This is a genomic window from Spirillospora albida, from assembly GCF_000718255.1.
Classification (GTDB): domain Bacteria; phylum Actinomycetota; class Actinomycetes; order Streptosporangiales; family Streptosporangiaceae; genus Spirillospora; species Spirillospora albida.
Genome location: NZ_JOFJ01000007.1, coordinates 134,031 through 149,499, shown reverse-complemented (window position 1 = coordinate 149,499; position 15,469 = coordinate 134,031). Strand labels below are relative to the sequence as shown.

General features: G+C 74.8%; 13 protein-coding genes. 6 read left to right on the top strand and 7 right to left on the bottom strand.

Translation table 11 applies throughout. The annotated features are described in order from the left end of the window. Positions 1-17: 17 nt before the first annotated feature. Positions 18-974 (top strand): NAD-dependent epimerase/dehydratase family protein, encoded by a 957-nt coding sequence (locus IE99_RS0112150; RefSeq protein WP_030168439.1) that lies wholly within the window; start codon positions 18-20, stop codon positions 972-974. A gap of 134 nt (positions 975-1,108) precedes the next feature. Here IE99_RS0112150 and crcB read toward each other — a convergent pair whose 3' ends face one another. Next, positions 1,109-1,471 (bottom strand): fluoride efflux transporter CrcB, encoded by a 363-nt coding sequence (crcB, locus tag IE99_RS0112145; protein WP_030168437.1) that lies wholly within the window; start codon positions 1,469-1,471, stop codon positions 1,109-1,111. Continuing rightward, a complete protein-coding gene (locus IE99_RS0112140; RefSeq protein WP_084219454.1) occupies positions 1,468-2,016 on the bottom strand; it encodes a fluoride efflux transporter FluC in 549 nt (182 codons plus the stop codon). Before IE99_RS0112140 ends, crcB begins: the two co-directional genes overlap by 4 nt. A gap of 260 nt (positions 2,017-2,276) precedes the next feature. Between IE99_RS0112140 and IE99_RS0112135 the strand changes: the two genes are divergently transcribed. Together IE99_RS0112135 and IE99_RS0112130 are read left to right on the top strand one after the other, a co-directional pair. Continuing rightward, positions 2,277-3,143 carry a SigB/SigF/SigG family RNA polymerase sigma factor gene (locus tag IE99_RS0112135; protein ID WP_084219453.1) on the top strand — a complete coding sequence of 289 codons (867 nt, stop codon included), beginning with the start codon at positions 2,277-2,279 and terminating at the stop codon, positions 3,141-3,143. A 27-nt stretch (positions 3,144-3,170) separates the two neighbouring features. After that, positions 3,171-4,163, top strand: coding sequence for a Gfo/Idh/MocA family protein (locus tag IE99_RS0112130; protein ID WP_030168431.1), 993 nt, complete (start codon positions 3,171-3,173; stop codon positions 4,161-4,163). Here IE99_RS0112130 and glpK read toward each other — a convergent pair. Continuing rightward, positions 4,139-5,656, bottom strand: coding sequence for a glycerol kinase GlpK (gene glpK, locus IE99_RS0112125; RefSeq protein WP_030168428.1), 1,518 nt, complete (start codon positions 5,654-5,656; stop codon positions 4,139-4,141). The genes IE99_RS0112130 and glpK overlap by 25 nt on opposite strands. Before the next feature lie 155 nt (positions 5,657-5,811). Here glpK and IE99_RS0112120 point away from each other — a divergent pair, with 155 nt between their 5' ends. After that, positions 5,812-6,660 carry a siderophore-interacting protein gene (locus tag IE99_RS0112120; RefSeq protein WP_030168426.1) on the top strand — a complete coding sequence of 283 codons (849 nt, stop codon included), beginning with the start codon at positions 5,812-5,814 and terminating at the stop codon, positions 6,658-6,660. Here the strand turns inward: IE99_RS0112120 and IE99_RS0112115 are convergent. Then, entirely contained in the window at positions 6,650-7,996 is a 1,347-nt protein-coding gene (locus IE99_RS0112115) for an ABC1 kinase family protein (RefSeq protein WP_030168423.1), read from the bottom strand. The genes IE99_RS0112120 and IE99_RS0112115 overlap by 11 nt on opposite strands. Positions 7,997-8,216: 220 nt before the next feature. Here IE99_RS0112115 and IE99_RS0112110 point away from each other — a divergent pair, with 220 nt between their 5' ends. Both IE99_RS0112110 and cphA read left to right on the top strand, forming a co-directional pair. Next, positions 8,217-9,056 carry a cyanophycinase gene (locus IE99_RS0112110; protein ID WP_030168422.1) on the top strand — a complete coding sequence of 280 codons (840 nt, stop codon included), beginning with the start codon at positions 8,217-8,219 and terminating at the stop codon, positions 9,054-9,056. A gap of 3 nt (positions 9,057-9,059) precedes the next feature. Further along, positions 9,060-11,729, top strand: coding sequence for a cyanophycin synthetase (cphA, locus tag IE99_RS0112105; RefSeq protein WP_030168421.1), 2,670 nt, complete (start codon positions 9,060-9,062; stop codon positions 11,727-11,729). 13 nt (positions 11,730-11,742) lie between these two features. On the opposite strand, the gene IE99_RS0112100 is transcribed toward cphA, so the two are convergent. From IE99_RS0112100 to IE99_RS0112090, 3 genes are all read right to left on the bottom strand, one after another. Continuing rightward, on the bottom strand, positions 11,743-12,537 hold the full coding sequence (locus IE99_RS0112100) for a phosphatase PAP2 family protein (protein ID WP_051712424.1): 795 nt from the start codon (positions 12,535-12,537) through the stop codon (positions 11,743-11,745). A gap of 29 nt (positions 12,538-12,566) precedes the next feature. Continuing rightward, positions 12,567-14,765 carry an MMPL family transporter gene (locus tag IE99_RS0112095; RefSeq protein WP_037559212.1) on the bottom strand — a complete coding sequence of 733 codons (2,199 nt, stop codon included), beginning with the start codon at positions 14,763-14,765 and terminating at the stop codon, positions 12,567-12,569. 89 nt (positions 14,766-14,854) lie between these two features. Further along, a complete protein-coding gene (locus tag IE99_RS0112090; RefSeq protein ID WP_030168417.1) occupies positions 14,855-15,466 on the bottom strand; it encodes an acyl-CoA-like ligand-binding transcription factor in 612 nt (203 codons plus the stop codon). Between the last annotated feature and the right edge of the window lie 3 nt (positions 15,467-15,469).

The following is a 15,469-nucleotide window of genomic DNA, read 5'->3' as shown; positions in this document are numbered from 1 at the left end:
GAGAACGGAGGACGAGAATGAGACACGAACGCGCGGTGGTGACCGGCGGCGCCGGCTTCCTCGGCTCACACCTGTGCGAGGCGCTGCTGGCCCGCGGCATCGCGGTGGTGTGCCTCGACAACCTGCTGACGGGCCCGGCCCGCAACATCGCCCATCTCACCGGACGGCGGGACTTCCACTTCGCCAAGCGGGACCTGACCGAGCCGGTGCACGTCCCCGGCGACGTCGGGTACGTGTTCCACCTGGCGTCGGCGGCGTCGCCCGCCGACTACCTGCGGCTGCCGATCCAGACGCTGGAGGTCGGCAGCGTCGGCACCCGCAACGCCCTGGACTTCGCCGAGCGCAAGCGCGCGCGGTTCGTCCTCGCGTCCACCTCCGAGGTGTACGGGGACCCGCTGGTCCATCCGCAGCCGGAGACGTACTGGGGGAACGTCAACCCGATCGGGCCGCGCAGCGTCTACGACGAGGCGAAGCGGTTCGGGGAGGCGCTGACGTCGGCGTTCCGGCACTCGCGGGGGCTGGACGCCGCGATCGTGCGGATCTTCAACACGTACGGGCCGCGGATGCGGCCGGACGACGGCCGCGCCGTCCCGACGTTCCTGCGGCAGGCGCTCACCGGGGAGCCGCTCACCGTCGCCGGGGACGGCTCCCAGACGCGGTCGATCTGCCATGTGGACGACACCGTCCGCGGCATCATCGCGCTCGCCATGTCCGACCATCCGGGGCCGGTGAACATCGGCAGCCCGTACGAGATCTCGATGCTGGACCTGGCCCGGCTGATCATCGAGCTGACCGGTTCGTCATCCACCGTCCGGTTCGTCGAGCGGCCGGTCGACGACCCGGAGGTCCGGCGGCCGGACACCGCGCTCGCGCGGGACGTCCTCGGCTGGAGTCCCCGCGTGACGGTGGACGAGGGGCTGCGCGGCACGATCGAGTGGTTCGCCCGTGAACTGCTGATCGCCCGTCCCGCCTGAGCCCGCTCCGGGGGGACGGTATGGACACCCGCCCGTTTACCGATCGGGCGGCGCGGGCAGAGTCAGTGAGCGGCCCACTCGCCGGTCCGGTGCCTTCGTGTACGGGGCCGCGAGCCTGGGCCGCGCCAGGTGTCTCAGCCGGACACCGCCGCCGCGGCCCACGCGCCGCAGCAGGCGGCGGCGAGGCCCCCGGCGACGCTTCCGGCCGCGTTCAGCACGGCCGGGAGCCGGGCACCGTCCTCGGCGAGGCGGAGCGTCTCGTACCCGAACGTGGAGTAGGTCGTGAGGGCGCCGCACAGGCCGGTTCCCGCGAAGGCCATCGCGACTCCGCCGACGGGGAGCGCCGCGAGGAACCCGAGCAGCGCCGACCCGGCGACGTTGACGGTGAGCGTGCCCCACGGGAACACCCCGCCGTGCCGGGCCTGGACGGCGCGGTCGGCCAGGTAGCGCAGCGGCGCGCCGAGCGCCCCGCCCAGCGCGATCAGCAGGATCGTCACCGTCCGCTCCCCCGTTCCGCGGGGCGTACGAGGCGGCGGACGAGGCGGCGGGTGGCGCGGACGCCGGCGGCGACGGCCAGGAGCGCGGCGGCGAGGGTGCCGGCGGCGTAACCGAACGCGGCCGCGGGCCGGCCCTCGTCCAGCAGCGCCCGGATGTCGACGGCGTACGCGGAGAACGTGGTGAAGCCGCCGAGCACGCCGGTGCCGAGGAACGGCCGGGCGAGCCGGGGCGCCCGCGGGGTCTCGGCGACCAGCACCATCAGCGCGCCGATCAGCAGGCACCCCGTGGTGTTGACGCCGAGCACCGCCCACGGGAACCCGCCGGGCGGGCGCGGGACGCCGGCGGTCACCCCGGCGCGGGCGAGGGCGCCGAGCGCGCCGCCCAGCGCGATCGCCCCCAGCGTCGACCAGGGAGCGCGCCGCAGCTCGGCGGCCTGGGGCGGGACGCGCAGATCGACGTCGGGGTCGATGGCGCGGGCGGGGACGCCGGCCCGGTGCGCCGCTGGGCCGCCGGGCTCGGCGGCGGGGTCGGCATGGTCCGGCATCGCCGGATCCTATCGATCAGGGCTCCGGCCGGTCGATCCGGCCGCGCCAGGCGCCCGTCGGACGCCGCGCGCCTCGATGAACCTTGTGAACCGCTGGAGGTCGCCGCCCGTTCCCGCCATGTGATCCCGATGCCGGGCCCGTTCCTTTTCGGGGCGTCCGGAACCGGGCGTCCGTGTGATCCGTGATCGGCCGGGTAGAGGCACGGAGCCGAGCAGATCCACCCTTTCCCGCAGAACTCCCGTGAGAAGGAGGACACTCGATGACGTCGGCGCAGAGGGCGAGACCACCGCGACCCGCCGCACGGGCCCAGGCCGCGACCTCGTCCCCGTTCCCGGCGCCGGTGCGGCCCGCCGAACCGGCGCGCGCCCCCGACGGCGACGCGGAGCGGCTGCTGGCGGAGATGAACCGGCTGTCACCCGGCGATCCGCGCCGCGAGCGGCTTCGCTCCCGGATCGTCGACCTGCACACCGCGCTCGTGCGGAGCGTCGCGCGCCGCTACGCCGGGCGGGGCGAGCCCCTCGACGACCTCCAGCAGGTCGCCTTCCTGGGGCTGGTCAAGGCGATCAACCGGTTCGACCCCGAGGTCGGCGACCGGTTCGTCACCTACGCCTACCCGGTGGTGACCGGGGAGGTGAAGCGCCACTTCCGGGACAAGACGTGGGGCATGCGGGTGTCGCGGCGGATCCAGGAGGCCCGGCCGGTGCTGCAGAGCACCGTCCAGGAGTTCACCCGCGAGCACGGCCGCGCCCCGACCACCGCCGAGATCGCCGCCGCGATGGGGATCACCGAGGAGGAGACGATCGAGGTGATCGTGGCGTGCGACGCGTACCGGCCGCTGTCGCTGGAGGCCCCGGTGGACGGCGCGCGCGACGGCGACGGCGGCACCGTGGGCGAGCAGATCGGCTCCGAGGACCCCGCCCTGGACGCGTTCATCGACGGCCACGCGCTCGGCCCGCTCATCGACGGCCTCCCCGAGCGGGAGCGGACGATCCTGCTGCTGCGGTTCTTCGGCAACAAGACGCAGACGCAGATCGCCGAGCAGATCGGGCTGTCGCAGATGCACGTGTCGCGGCTGCTGCGCGCGACGCTGGACCGGCTCCGGACCGGCCTGCTCGCGGAACGCTGATCCCGGCCGCCCGTTTACGATCACTCCATGGTCGATTCACCGGTGCGCTGGGGCATTCTCGGGACGGGCGGCATCGCCGCGGTCTTCACGGAGGACGTGCTGCGCCTCCCCGACCACGAGGTCGCCGCCGTCGGGTCGCGGTCGGCGGGCACCGCCGAGGACTTCGCCGCCCGGTACGGGATCGGCCGCGCGCACGGCTCGTACGGGGACCTCGCCGCCGACGAGGGAGTCGACGTCGTGTACGTCGCGACCCCCCACCCGATGCACTACGAGCCCGCCCGCCTGTGCCTGGAGGCGGGCCGGGCCGTCCTCGTGGAGAAGCCGTTCACGACGCGCGCCGCCGACGCCGAGAGCCTCGCGGCGCTGGCGCGCGAGCGGGGCGTCTTCGCCATGGAGGCGATGTGGACGCGGTTCAACCCGCTCGTCCGGCGGATCCGCGACCTCGTCGCCGACGGGGCGATCGGCGACGTCACCGCCGTGTACGCCGACTTCTCCATCGCGGCGGAGTTCGACGAGGGGCATCGCCTCTGGTCGGCGGACCTCGGCGGCGGCGCCCTCCTCGACCTCGGCTGCTACGTGCTGTCGTTCACGTGGCCGCTGCTCGGCGCGCCCGCGTCCGTCCAGGCGACCGCCTCGCCCGCCCCGACCGGCGTGGACGCCAACACCGGCATCCTGCTCGGCTACGACTCGGGCGCGGTCGCGCTGCTGCACTGCGGGCTGCGGGGCGACTCCCCGCACGCCGCGACGGTCGTCGGGACCCGCGGCCGGATCGACGTCGCGCCGCCGTTCTACCGCCCCGCCTCGATGACGGTCGTGCGCGCCGGGCGCGACCCGGAGACGGTCACCGCCGGCGTCGACGGGCACGGCTACACCTACCAGGCGCAGGAGGTCGCGCGCTGCCTTCGGGCGGGCCGCACCGAGTCGCCCCTCATGCCGCTGGACGAGACGGTCGAGATCCTCCGCACGGTCGAGGAGGTCACGGGCCTGTTCCGGGCTCAGTCGACGTCGACCCAGCCGTAGGTGCGCTCGACGGCCTTCTTCCAGCCCCGGTAGCCCTCCTCCCGGCGCCGCTCGTCCCAGGTCGGCCGCCAGCGCTTGTCCTCGTTCCAGTTCCGGCGCAGCTCGTCGGTCCCGTTCCAGAACCCGACGGCGAGCCCGGCGGCGTACGCGGCGCCGAGCGCGGTGGTCTCGGCGACGACCGGCCGGGACACCGGCACGCCCAGGATGTCGGCCTGGAGCTGCATGCACAGCTCGTTCGCGGTGACGCCGCCGTCGACCTTGAGCACGTCCAGGGAGACCCCGGAGTCGGCGTGCATCGCCTCCACCACGTCCCGGGACTGGTAGCAGATCGCCTCCAGCGTCGCGCGGGCCAGGTGCGCGTTGGTGTTGTACCGCGACAGCCCGACGATCGCGCCGCGCGCGTCCGAGCGCCAGTAGGGCGCGAACAGGCCGGAGAACGCGGGGACGAAGTAGACGCCGCCGTTGTCGTCGACCTGCCGGGCGAGCGACTCCGACTGCGCCGCGCCGGAGATGATGCCGAGCTGGTCGCGGAGCCACTGCACCGCCGACCCTGTCACCGCGATCGACCCTTCGAGGGCGTAGACGGGGGCCTGGTCGCCGAACCTGTAGCAGACGGTGGTGAGCATGCCCGCCTTGGACCGGACGAGCTCGGTGCCGGTGTTGAGCAGCAGGAAGTTGCCGGTGCCGTAGGTGTTCTTCGCCTCGCCGGGCGCGAAGCACACCTGCCCGACCGTGGCGGCCTGCTGGTCGCCGAGGATGCCGGTGACCGGGATCTCGCCGCGCAGCGGGCCGGTCGCCCGGGTCGTCCCGTACGGTTCGGGCGCCGACGACGGCCTGATCTCGGGGAGCATCGAGCGGGGGATGCCGAAGAACGACAGGAGCTGCTCGTCCCAGTCGAGGGTCTCCAGGTCCATCAGCATCGTCCGGCTGGCGTTGGTCGGGTCGGTGACGTGCACACCGCCGTCCGTCCCGCCGGTGAGGTTCCACAGGACCCAGGTGTCGACGTTGCCGAACACCGCGTCGCCCTTCTCGGCGGCCTCGCGGACGCCGGGGACGTTCTCCAGGATCCACTGCACCTTGCCGCCCGAGAAGTAGGTGGCGGGCGGCAGCCCGGCGCGGTGCCGGATGGTCTCGCCGCGGCCGTCGCGCTCCAGCGCGGACGCTATGCGGTCGGTGCGGGTGTCCTGCCAGACGATCGCGTTGTAGTAGGGGCGTCCGGTGCGGCGGTTCCAGACCACGGTCGTCTCGCGCTGGTTGGTGATGCCGAACGCGGCCAGGTCGCTGTGGGTCAGGTTCGCCTTGGTGAGGGTGGACTCGATGACCGAGCGGGTCCGCTCCCAGATCTCGGTGGGATCGTGCTCGACCCAGCCGGCCCGCGGCATGATCTGCCCGTGCTCCAGCTGGTGGCGGGCGATCTCGTTCCCGCCGTGGTCGAAGACCATGAACCGGGTGCTGGTCGTGCCCTGGTCGAGGGCTCCGACGAAGTCGGCCATGCGGCTGTCCCTTTCCGGGTCGAGGGGTGGACGGGTGCGGTTCCGGTCGAGCGGGCGGGCCGTTGTCGGGATGAAGTACGGCGCGCGCCGGTCACCCCTCTCCCCGAGGGGTACTTTGGCTTACCTAAGCAGACGTCGAGACACGGGGGAACGCCATGGCGACGGAGCCGGCGCGACGGGGTCCGAATCTTCACCGGGGGACGGTGCTGCGCACCGAGCGGATCACCCCGCGCATGATCCGCGTCGTGCTCGGCGGGGCGGACCTCGCCGGGTTCCCGGCGGGCGAGTACACCGACCACTACGTCAAGCTGCTGTTCCCGCGTCCGGGGACGGCCTATCCCGAACCGTTCGACATGGAGCGGATCCGGGCGGAGATGCCCCGCGAGCAGTGGCCGGTCACCCGGACCTACACCGTCCGGGCGTGGGACCCGGCGGCCGTGGAGCTGACGATCGACTTCGTGCACCACGGCGACGCGGGCCTCGCGGGGCCGTGGGCGGCGAACGCCCGGCCCGGCGACGTGATCCGCTTCCTCGGTCCGGGCGGCGCGTACGCGCCGCGCCCGGACGCCGCGTGGCACCTGCTCGCCGGGGACGAGAGCGCGCTGCCTGCCATCTCCGCCGCGCTGGAGCGGATCCCGGCGGGCGCGCCCGTGCGCGCGTTCGTCGAGGTCGCCGACGCGGCCGAGCGGCAGGAGCCGGCCTGCCCCGGCGACGCCGAGATCGTCTGGCTGTACCGGGGCGGCGCCCCGGTCGGCGACCTGCTGGTGGAGGCCGTCCAGAAGCTGGAGTTCCCGGACGGCGAGGTGCACGCGTTCGTGCACGGCGAGGCCGGGTTCGTCCGGGCGCTGCGGCGGCACCTGCGCGTCGACCGGGGCCTCCCCCTGGAGCGGCTGTCGATCTCGGGCTACTGGCGACGCGGCCGCGACGAGGACGGCTGGCGGGCGGGCAAGCGCGAGTGGAACCGCGAGGTGGAGGAAGAGGAGGCCCGCGCGCTCAGGCGGTGATCTCCCCCGCGCCGGCGTCGTCGTCGGTGAAGCCGGGCAGCCACCGCTCGGCCTCCGCGCGGAACGGCCCCTCGGCCTCCAGCTGGCACAGCACCCCGCCGCAGCCGGCGAGGGCGCGGCTCACCGCGAGGTACTGCGCCGGGAGCCGCCACTGCCGGGCGAGCCCGCCCGGCCGCAGGTCGGACGCCAGGCCGAAGCCGCGCGCGGTCTGCTCCCGCATCCACGCGCGGGTGTAGCGGAACCGCTCGACGGCGAACGGCGCGGCGTGCGGGGCGACGAGGGCGGCGACCTCCTCGGGGTCCACGTCGCCGTCCGGGGCGAGGAAGCCCTCGTCCCGGAGCGCCTCGACCATCTCCTCCGCGTCGCCGAGGGTGCCGATCCGCAGCAGCCGCCCGATCGACCACTGCAGCTCCGCCGGGACGTGCGCGGCGCCGCCGAAGTCGAGGACGCCGAGGCGGCCGTCGGGCATGATCCGGAAGTTCCCCGGATGCGGGTCGATGTGGATCATCTCGCAGCGCGCCGGGGCGGACAGCAGGAAGCGGAACAGCAGCAGCCCGGCCCGGTCGCGCCCGGCCCGGTCCCCCGCGGCGATCACGTCGGCGAACGGGGTGCCGTCCAGCCACTCGGTGACCAGGACGTTCCCCGCCTGCGCGACGACGGCCGGGACGACGAAGTCGGGGTCGCCGTCGTAGGCGTCGTGGAACGCGGTCTGGTTGCGGGCCTCGTCGGCGTAGTCGAGTTCCTTCTCCAGCCGCCGCTTCAGGTCCGCGACGACCGGCTTGACCTCGACGCCCGGGAAGAGCGGGGTGAACAGCCGGCTCAGCCGGGAGATCTGGTTGAAGTCGCTCATCAGGGCCTGCGCGGCGCCGGGGTACTGGACCTTGACGGCGACGGTCCGGCCGTCGCGCCAGACGGCCCGGTGGACCTGCCCGATGGACGCGGCGGCGGCGGGCCGGTCGTCGAACTCGGCGAACTCCTCGCGCCAGGCGTCCCCGAACGCCTCGGCGAGGACCTTGTGGACGGACGCGGCGGGCAGCGGCGGCGCCGCCTCCTGCAGCCTGGTGAGGCTGGCGCGGAACGGCCCGGCGACGTCCTCGGGCAGCCCCGCCTCGAAGATCGACATCAGCTGGCCGACCTTCATGGCGCCGCCCTTCAGCTCGCCGAGGACGGCGAACAGCTGCTCGGCGGTGCGGCGCTGGACCTCCGCCGCGACCGCCTCGGCGGGGCGGCCGATCGTCCGCTTGCCGAAACCGAGGGCGGTGCGCCCGGCGAAGCCGATGGGGAGCGTGGCGAGCTTGGCGGTACGGGTCACCGCGCGGCGCGGCAGATCACTCATCCAGGATTCTCCAGCCTGTAAGTGCCGGGAGGGCATCTTGCCGGGCGAACATCACGGAATGGTCATTCCCCCGTACAGGTGTCAGCGCTCGGCCGGACCCGAAGATTCCCAGCGCGTGTCCGGAGGGTGTCACCGCGTCACGGCCGGCGGCAGGCCCGTCCGGCACGGCGGTTCCGCGTTCGCGAGACTACCGAGCGTGATCGGGGGGTAGTCACGGTTCGTGGAAGAGCAACAGGGGGACGCCGGACGCAAGGGCCGGCTACTGATCATCGGCGGGGCGGAGAACCGGACCTGCGGGGCGGGCCCGCTGGAGGCGTTCGCCGGCCTCGCGGGCGGTGAGCACGCCCGGATCGTCGTCGTGACCACCGCCACCGAGGTGCCCGAGGAGGTCGCCGACCAGTACACCGCGGTGTTCGGCCGGCTGGGCGTGACCTCGGTCCGGGAGCTGCGGCTGCTCGGCAGGGCCGCCGCCGACGACTCCGCGACGCTGCGGGCGCTGGAGTCGGCGACCGGGGTGCTGTTCAGCGGCGGCGACCAGTCCCGGATCCGCACCCTCGTCGGCTCCCGCACCAACGAGCTGCTCAAGCGGCGGCTCGAGCAGGAGGGCCTGGTCATCGCCGGGACCAGCGCGGGCGCGACCGCGATGGGCCACTGGATGATCCTCGGCGGCCACGGCCACGACGTCGCCGCCAGCAGCGTCAAGGTCGGCCCCGGCCTCGGCCTGCTCGACAACGTCCTCATCGACATGCACTTCAACGAGCGGGGCCGGCTGCCGCGGCTGCTCAGCGGCATCGCGCTGGACATCCGGCTGCTCGGCGTCGGCATCGACGAGGACACCGCGATCGTCGTCGGGGACGGCCACTTCACGGTCGTCGGCACCGGCGTCGTCACGGTCGTGGACGCGGGCCAGGCCACCGTCGCCTACGCCGCGTCCGACGACGAGCCGATGGCGATGTTCGACGTGTCGCTGCACCTGCTGCCCGCCGGCTGCTCGTTCCAGATGCACGACCGTCTCCCCGCGATCGGCACGATGCGCGGCGCGAACGGGGAGGTGGGGTAGCCCGTGCGGCTCGACGGACTGCGCCGCCTCGGCGGCCCGAACGTCTACCTGTCCCGGCCCGTCGCCGTCGCCCGCCTCGATCTGCAGGGGCTGACCGGCCACGAGACCACCGACCACCCCGGCTTCGCCGGCCGGCTCGTCGCGGCGCTGCCCGGCCTCGCCGCCCACCACTGCGCGGCCGGACGGCCCGGCGGGCTGCTGGCGGCGATGGAGCGCGGCACCTACTTCGGACACGTCACCGAGCACGTCACGCTCGAGCTGTCCGGCCTGATCGGCCGCGAGGTGTACTTCGGCCGGACGGTCCGCGCCGGCGGCGCCGCGCAGGACCGCGACGGCGGCGGCCGCGACGGCCGGTTCGACGTGATCCTGGAGTGCCCGCTGGACGAGCCGTCCTGCGACACCGTCGTCACCGACCTGATCGGGCTCGCGATCCGGCTGGTGACGGGCGTGCTGGAGGGCCGCGCGCCCGACCTGGCCGACGATCTGGCGCGCGTCCGCGCCCGTCATGAGCGGGGCCGGCTGGGGGTGAGCACGGCCGCGCTGGCGCGGGCCGCCCGGGAGCGGGACGTGCCGGTCCACCGGGTCGGGGACCTCAACCTGCTGCGGCTCGGGTACGGCGTGCACCGGCGCAGCCTGTGGGCCGCGATGACGGACGGCACCTCGGCGATCGGGATGGAGGTCGCGGCCGACAAGCGGCTCGCGCACCGGCTGCTCGCCGACGCGGGGGTCCCGGTCCCCGAGGGGCGGATCGCCGCGTCCCCGGCGGAGGCCCTGGAGGCGCTGCACGACATCGGCGGCCCGGTCGTCCTGAAACCGGTGGCCGGGCACCAGGGCGAGGGCGTGCACATCGGGCTCAGCACCCCGCCGGAGGTGGTGGCGGCGTTCGCGTCCGCGGCCGGGGACGCGGGCGAGGTGCTCGTCGAGGCGTACGTGCCGGGCAAGGACTACCGGGTGCTCGTCGTCGGCGGGCGCGTCGCGGCCGCCGCCGAGCTGACCGCCGCGCACCTCGTCGGCGACGGGGCGGCCACGGTCGCCGAGCTCGCCGCGCGGGTCAACGACGACCCGGCGCGGGGCGAGGGCCACGACCGTCCGCTGACCCGGCTGGCGCTCGGGCGGGCGGAGATCGCGCAGCTCACCCGGCAGGGCCACGGCCCGGACACGGTCCCGGCCGCCGGGGAGACGGTGTGGCTGCGCCGCAACGCGAACCTGTCCACCGGCGGGACCAGCCGGGACGTGACCGACGACGTCCACCCGGGCGTCGCGGCGCTGTGCGTGCGGGCCGCCGCCACCGTCGGGATGGACGTGTGCGGCATCGACCTGCGGCTGCCCGACATCGCGGCCCCGCCGCCCGCCGAGCGCGGCGCCGCGGGGGTCCTGGAGGTGAACGCCGCGCCCGGCCTGCGGATGCACCTGGAGCCGCACGAGGGCGCGCCGCGCGACGTCGCGGGCGACATCGTCGGACTGCTGTATCCGGACGGGATGCCGTCGCGCATCCCGATCGTGTCCGTCACCGGCACCAACGGCAAGACCACGACGGTCCGGATGATCGCGCACATGCTGGAGCTGGACGGGCTGTGCACCGGGATGACCACCACCGAGGGCGTGTACGTCGGCGGGCGGCTGGTGCACCGGTCCGACGCGTCCGGGCCCCGGTCGGCCGAGATGGTCCTCGGCGACCGGTCGGTGGAGGCGGCGGTGCTGGAGACGGCGCGCGGCGGGATCGTCCGCCGCGGCCTCGGCTACGACCGCGCGGACGCCGCGGTCGTCACGAACGTGACCGCCGACCACCTCGGCGTCGACGGCGCGCTGTCGCTGGACGACCTCATCGAGATCAAGGCGCTGGTCGCCGAGGAGGTCCGGCCGGGCGGGCACCTCGTGCTGAACGCCGCCGACCCGGCGAGCGCGGGCATGGCGCGGCGGCCCCGCGTCCGGGAGCGGGACCTGGAGATCCGCTACTTCGCGCCGGAGCCGGACGCCCCGGGGATCGCCGAGCACCTGGCCGCGAACGGGACCGCCTACTTCGCCGAGCACGGCTGGCTGACCGAGGCGCGCGGCGAGCGCCGCACCCGGATCCTGCCGGTCGAGGACGTCGCGGGCTGCTACGGCGGCGCCGCCGCGCACGTGGTGGAGAACGCCCTCGCGGCGCTGGCCGCCGCGAGGGCGCTCGGCGTCCCGGTGGACGTCGGCGCGCGGGCGCTGCGCACGTTCGAGCCGCACACCCGCAACCCGGGCCGCGGCTGCGTGTACCGGCTCGGGTCCAACCCGATCCTGGTCGACTACGCGCACAACGCGGCCGCGGTCGCGGCGATCGGCGCGTTCGTCGAGCGGCGCTGGGGCCGGTCCGGGGTCGCCGCGGTCACGCTGCCGGGCGACCGGGCCGACGCGCTCGTCGTGGAGACGGCGCGGGCGCTCGCCGGGACGTTCGGCCGCGTCGTCGTCTACGAGGACGAGGACCTGCGGGGCCGCCGCCCCGGCGAGATGACCCGGCTGATCGTGGACGGGCTGCGGCGCGGCCGCCCGGACGTCCGGCACCATCCGGCCGGCGACCTGAAGGCGGCGCTGACGTCCGCCCTCGGCATGGCGGGGCCGGGCGAGCCCGTCCTGCTGCTGTACGAGAAGCTGCAGCCGGTCGGCGAGCTGCTCGACACGCTGGGCGCGGCGCCCGGCGGCTGATCGCCCGGTCCGGTCACCGGGCGGCGACCGGACCGCTCCCCGCAACGGAGCCTTCACCGCCGCCCCGTTCCGCCCGCGGCCCGTCCAGGGCCGCGGGCGGCCCCACCGGGCCGGCGGCGCGGCGCGGGGGCCTCACCAGCAGGGCGGCGGCGGACAGCAGGGCGAGGACGACCACGCCGTCCAGCCAGTAGTGGTTGGCCGTGGCGACCACGACCGCGACGGTCAGCACGGGGTGCGCCGCCCACAGCCAGCGCCACCGGGTGCGCGTGCTCGCGATGAGCCCGAACGCGACGACGGCGGCCCAGCCGATGTGCAGGGACGGCATCGCCGCGTACTGGTTGGCGACCGAGTCGGCGTGCGGCGCCCCGTACACCGCCGGGCCGAACCGGGCGCCGGTGTCGATCAGCCCGGTCATGGCGAGCATCCGCGGCGGGGCCAGGGGGACGAGGACGTGCAGGACGAGCCCGGCCCCCGTCAGCGCCACCAGCAGCCGCCGGATCCACCGGTAGTGCGTCGGCCGCCGCAGGTACATCCAGAGCAGGAACGCGGCGGTCGCGGGGAAGTGGACGTAGGCGTAGTAGCCGTTCGCCGCGTACACGAGGGTCTCGTGGCGCAGGAGGACCTCCTGCACGGCCGTCTCGCTGGGCAGGGCGAGGAGCCGTTCGAGGCGCCAGATCCCGTGCGCGTTGTCGAAGGCGTCCGCGACCTTCCCGGCGGCGAAGAACCGTCCGAGCTTGTAGAGCCCGAACAGGACGGTGATCAGCACCAGCTCGCGAACGGGCGCGGGCCGTCCCGGCTTGGTCCTCATCGATGCCGTCCTTCGCCGCCGGGACAGGGTCAGACCCGGGCCGGGTCGGGTTCGCGGTCGGCCACCGGGGCGGGGGCCCCGGCCAGGACCCCGCGCAGCTTCTCGCCCTCGACGTCGACGTTCGGCAGGATCCGCCCCAGCCATCCGGGCAGCCACCACGCGGCATGGCCGGCGAGCGCCATCACGGCCGGGACGATCGTCATCCGGACGACGAAGGCGTCGACCGCGACGCCGGCGGCGAGCGCGAAGCCCATCATCTTGATCATCGGTTCGTCGGCGGCGATGAACCCGGCGAACACCGCGATCATGATCACCGCGGCGGCGGTGACGACCCGGGCGCCGTGCTCGAACCCGATGACGACGGCGTCCCTGGGCGTGGCGCCGTGCACGAACTCCTCGCGCATCCGGGTCACGAGGAACACCTGGTAGTCCATGGCGAGGCCGAACACGACACCGATCAGGAAGATCGGCAGCAGGCTCATGATCGGGCCGGTCTCCTCGACGCCGAGCAGCCCGGCGAGCCAGCCCCACTGGAACACCGCGACGACCGCGCCGAACGTGGCGGCGACCGTGAGCAGGAACCCGAGGGTCGCCTTCAGCGGCACGAGGACGGAGCGGAACACCAGCATGAGCAGGACGAACGCGAGCCCGACGACGAGGGCGAGGTAGGGCGCGAGGGCCTGGCCGAGCTTGTCGGAAACGTCGATCGCCATCGCGGTCTGCCCCGTCACCATCGCGTCGGCGCCGGTGGCGTCGGCGCGGTCGCGGATCTCCGCGACGAGGTCCTCGGTGGCCTGGCTGCCCGGACCGCTCTTCGGGACGACGGTCAGCAGCGCGGTGTCCCCGGCCTTGTTCGGGACGGGGGCGGTCACGGCGGCCACGTCCGGCAGCCGCTCGATCTCACCGGCGAACCTCGCCGCCGCGGCGGGCGCGGCACCGGCCTTCCCGGCGTCCACCACGACGAGCAGCGGGCCGTTGACGCCGGCGCCGAAGCCCGCGCTGAGCAGGTCGTACGCCTTGCGCTGGGTGGTGTCGGGCGAGGCGATCTCGTCGCCGGGCAGGCCGAGGCGCAGGTCGGTCGCGGGGATCGCGATCACGCCCAGCGCGGCGATGGCCGCGAGCAGCACCGGGACCGGCCGGCGGACGATGGCGCGCGCCCAGCGCGCCCCCGCCGGCTCCCGGCCGTCCCCGGTCCGGTCGCCGCGCAGGCCGGGGATCCTCCCGCCGAGGACGCGGCGCCCGCCGAAGCCGAGCAGGGCGGGCAGCAGGCTGAGCGCGATGAGGACGGCGACGACCACGGCGAACGCGGCGGCGAGCCCCATCTCGGTGAGGATCGGGATGTCCACGACGGCGAGCCCGGCGAGGGCGATGACGACGGTCAGGCCGGCGAACACGACCGCGGACCCGGCGGTGCCGACGGCGCGCCCGGCGGCCTCCTCGCCCTCGCGGCCCTCCTCCAGCTCGTGCCGGTAGCGGGACACGATGAACAGGGCGTAGTCGATGGCGACGGCGAGCCCGAGCATCAGCGCGAGCGTCGAGGTGGTGGAGCTCATGTCGATGAAGCCGGTCGCGGCCGTGATCACCGACATGGCGATCGCGACGCCGAGCAGCGCGTTCAGCAGCGGCAGGCCCGCCGCGATCAGCGAGCCGAACGTGATCACGAGGACGACGGCCGCGACGCCGACGCCGATGATCTCGGTGGCGCTCTGCTCGGGGATGGTCTCGGTCGCGCTGCCGCCCATCTCCACCTGGAGCCCGGCGTCGCGCGCCGCCTGCCCCGCCGCGGCGAGGCCGTCCCGCATCTCCTCGGTGACCTCGATCGGCGTGACGGTGTAGGTCACCTGGGCGTAGGCGATCCGGCCGTCCGCGGACACCGAGCGCGCGTCGAACGGGTCGACGACGGACGCGACGTTCGGCTCCTCGCCGAGCGCCGCGACGGTCGTGCGCACGGCCGCCTTCGCGGCCGGGTCGGTGACCTTCGCGCCGTCCTTCGCCGCGAACACGACGCGGGCGGTGGCGCCGTCCGCGGCGGCCTGCGGCATCCGCTCGGACAGCAGGTCGATCGCGCGCTGCGACTCCGTGCCGGGGATCGAGAACTCGGTGGACGTGGGGCCCTTCAGGGCCGCGGCGCCGGCGCCGCACAGCACCAGCAGCCCCACCCACAGGAGGGCGACGAGCCGCCGGTGGCGGAAGGAGGACCGGCCGAGCCGGTACAGCAGGGTGGCCAAGAGAGTTTTCCCATCGGTAAAGAAGATTATTTGGCATCGCCGGGCGGACTCAAGGGGGCGCACAGCGGGCCGGGGTGGGAGCGGGACCGCTAGACGGGATCGGGGACGGGCGGCGGCAGTCCCGCGCGCAGTTGCGCGAACGCCGTGTCGATCAGGACGCCGAGATCGGTGCCGAACGGGTCGTCCGACCACAGGTCCACGGCGGCGCGGATGGCGACCCCCGCCGCGCCCGCGACCAGGTGCGGGTAGACGTCGCGTCCGGCGTCGGTGCCGGTCCGCTCCGCGATCAGCCCGGCGACCCGGCCCTGCATCTCGGCGAGCCCGCACAGCCGGCTCGCGACCAGCGACGGGTCCGTCTTGATCACGCGGAGCAGCGCGACGGCCTCGGCCGGCTGCGCCGCCGCCTCCGCGAGCAGGCCCGCGACGACCGCGTGCAGCGCGTCCCAGACCGGCTCGCCGGACGGGCGGGCGCGCAGGCCGTCGAGGATGGCGAGCACCCCGTCGGTGAGCGGGGCGGTGATCGCCTCCTCCTTGCCCGCGAAGTAGTTGTGGAAGGTGCGCGCCGACACGCCGGCGGTCTCGGCGATCTCCTCGATCGTCACGCCGTCCACGCCGCGCTCGACCGCGAGCCGCGCGGCCGCCCGGCTGAGCGCCGCACGGGTCGCGGCCTTCTTGCGCTCGCGCAGCCCGATTTCCGTCATACG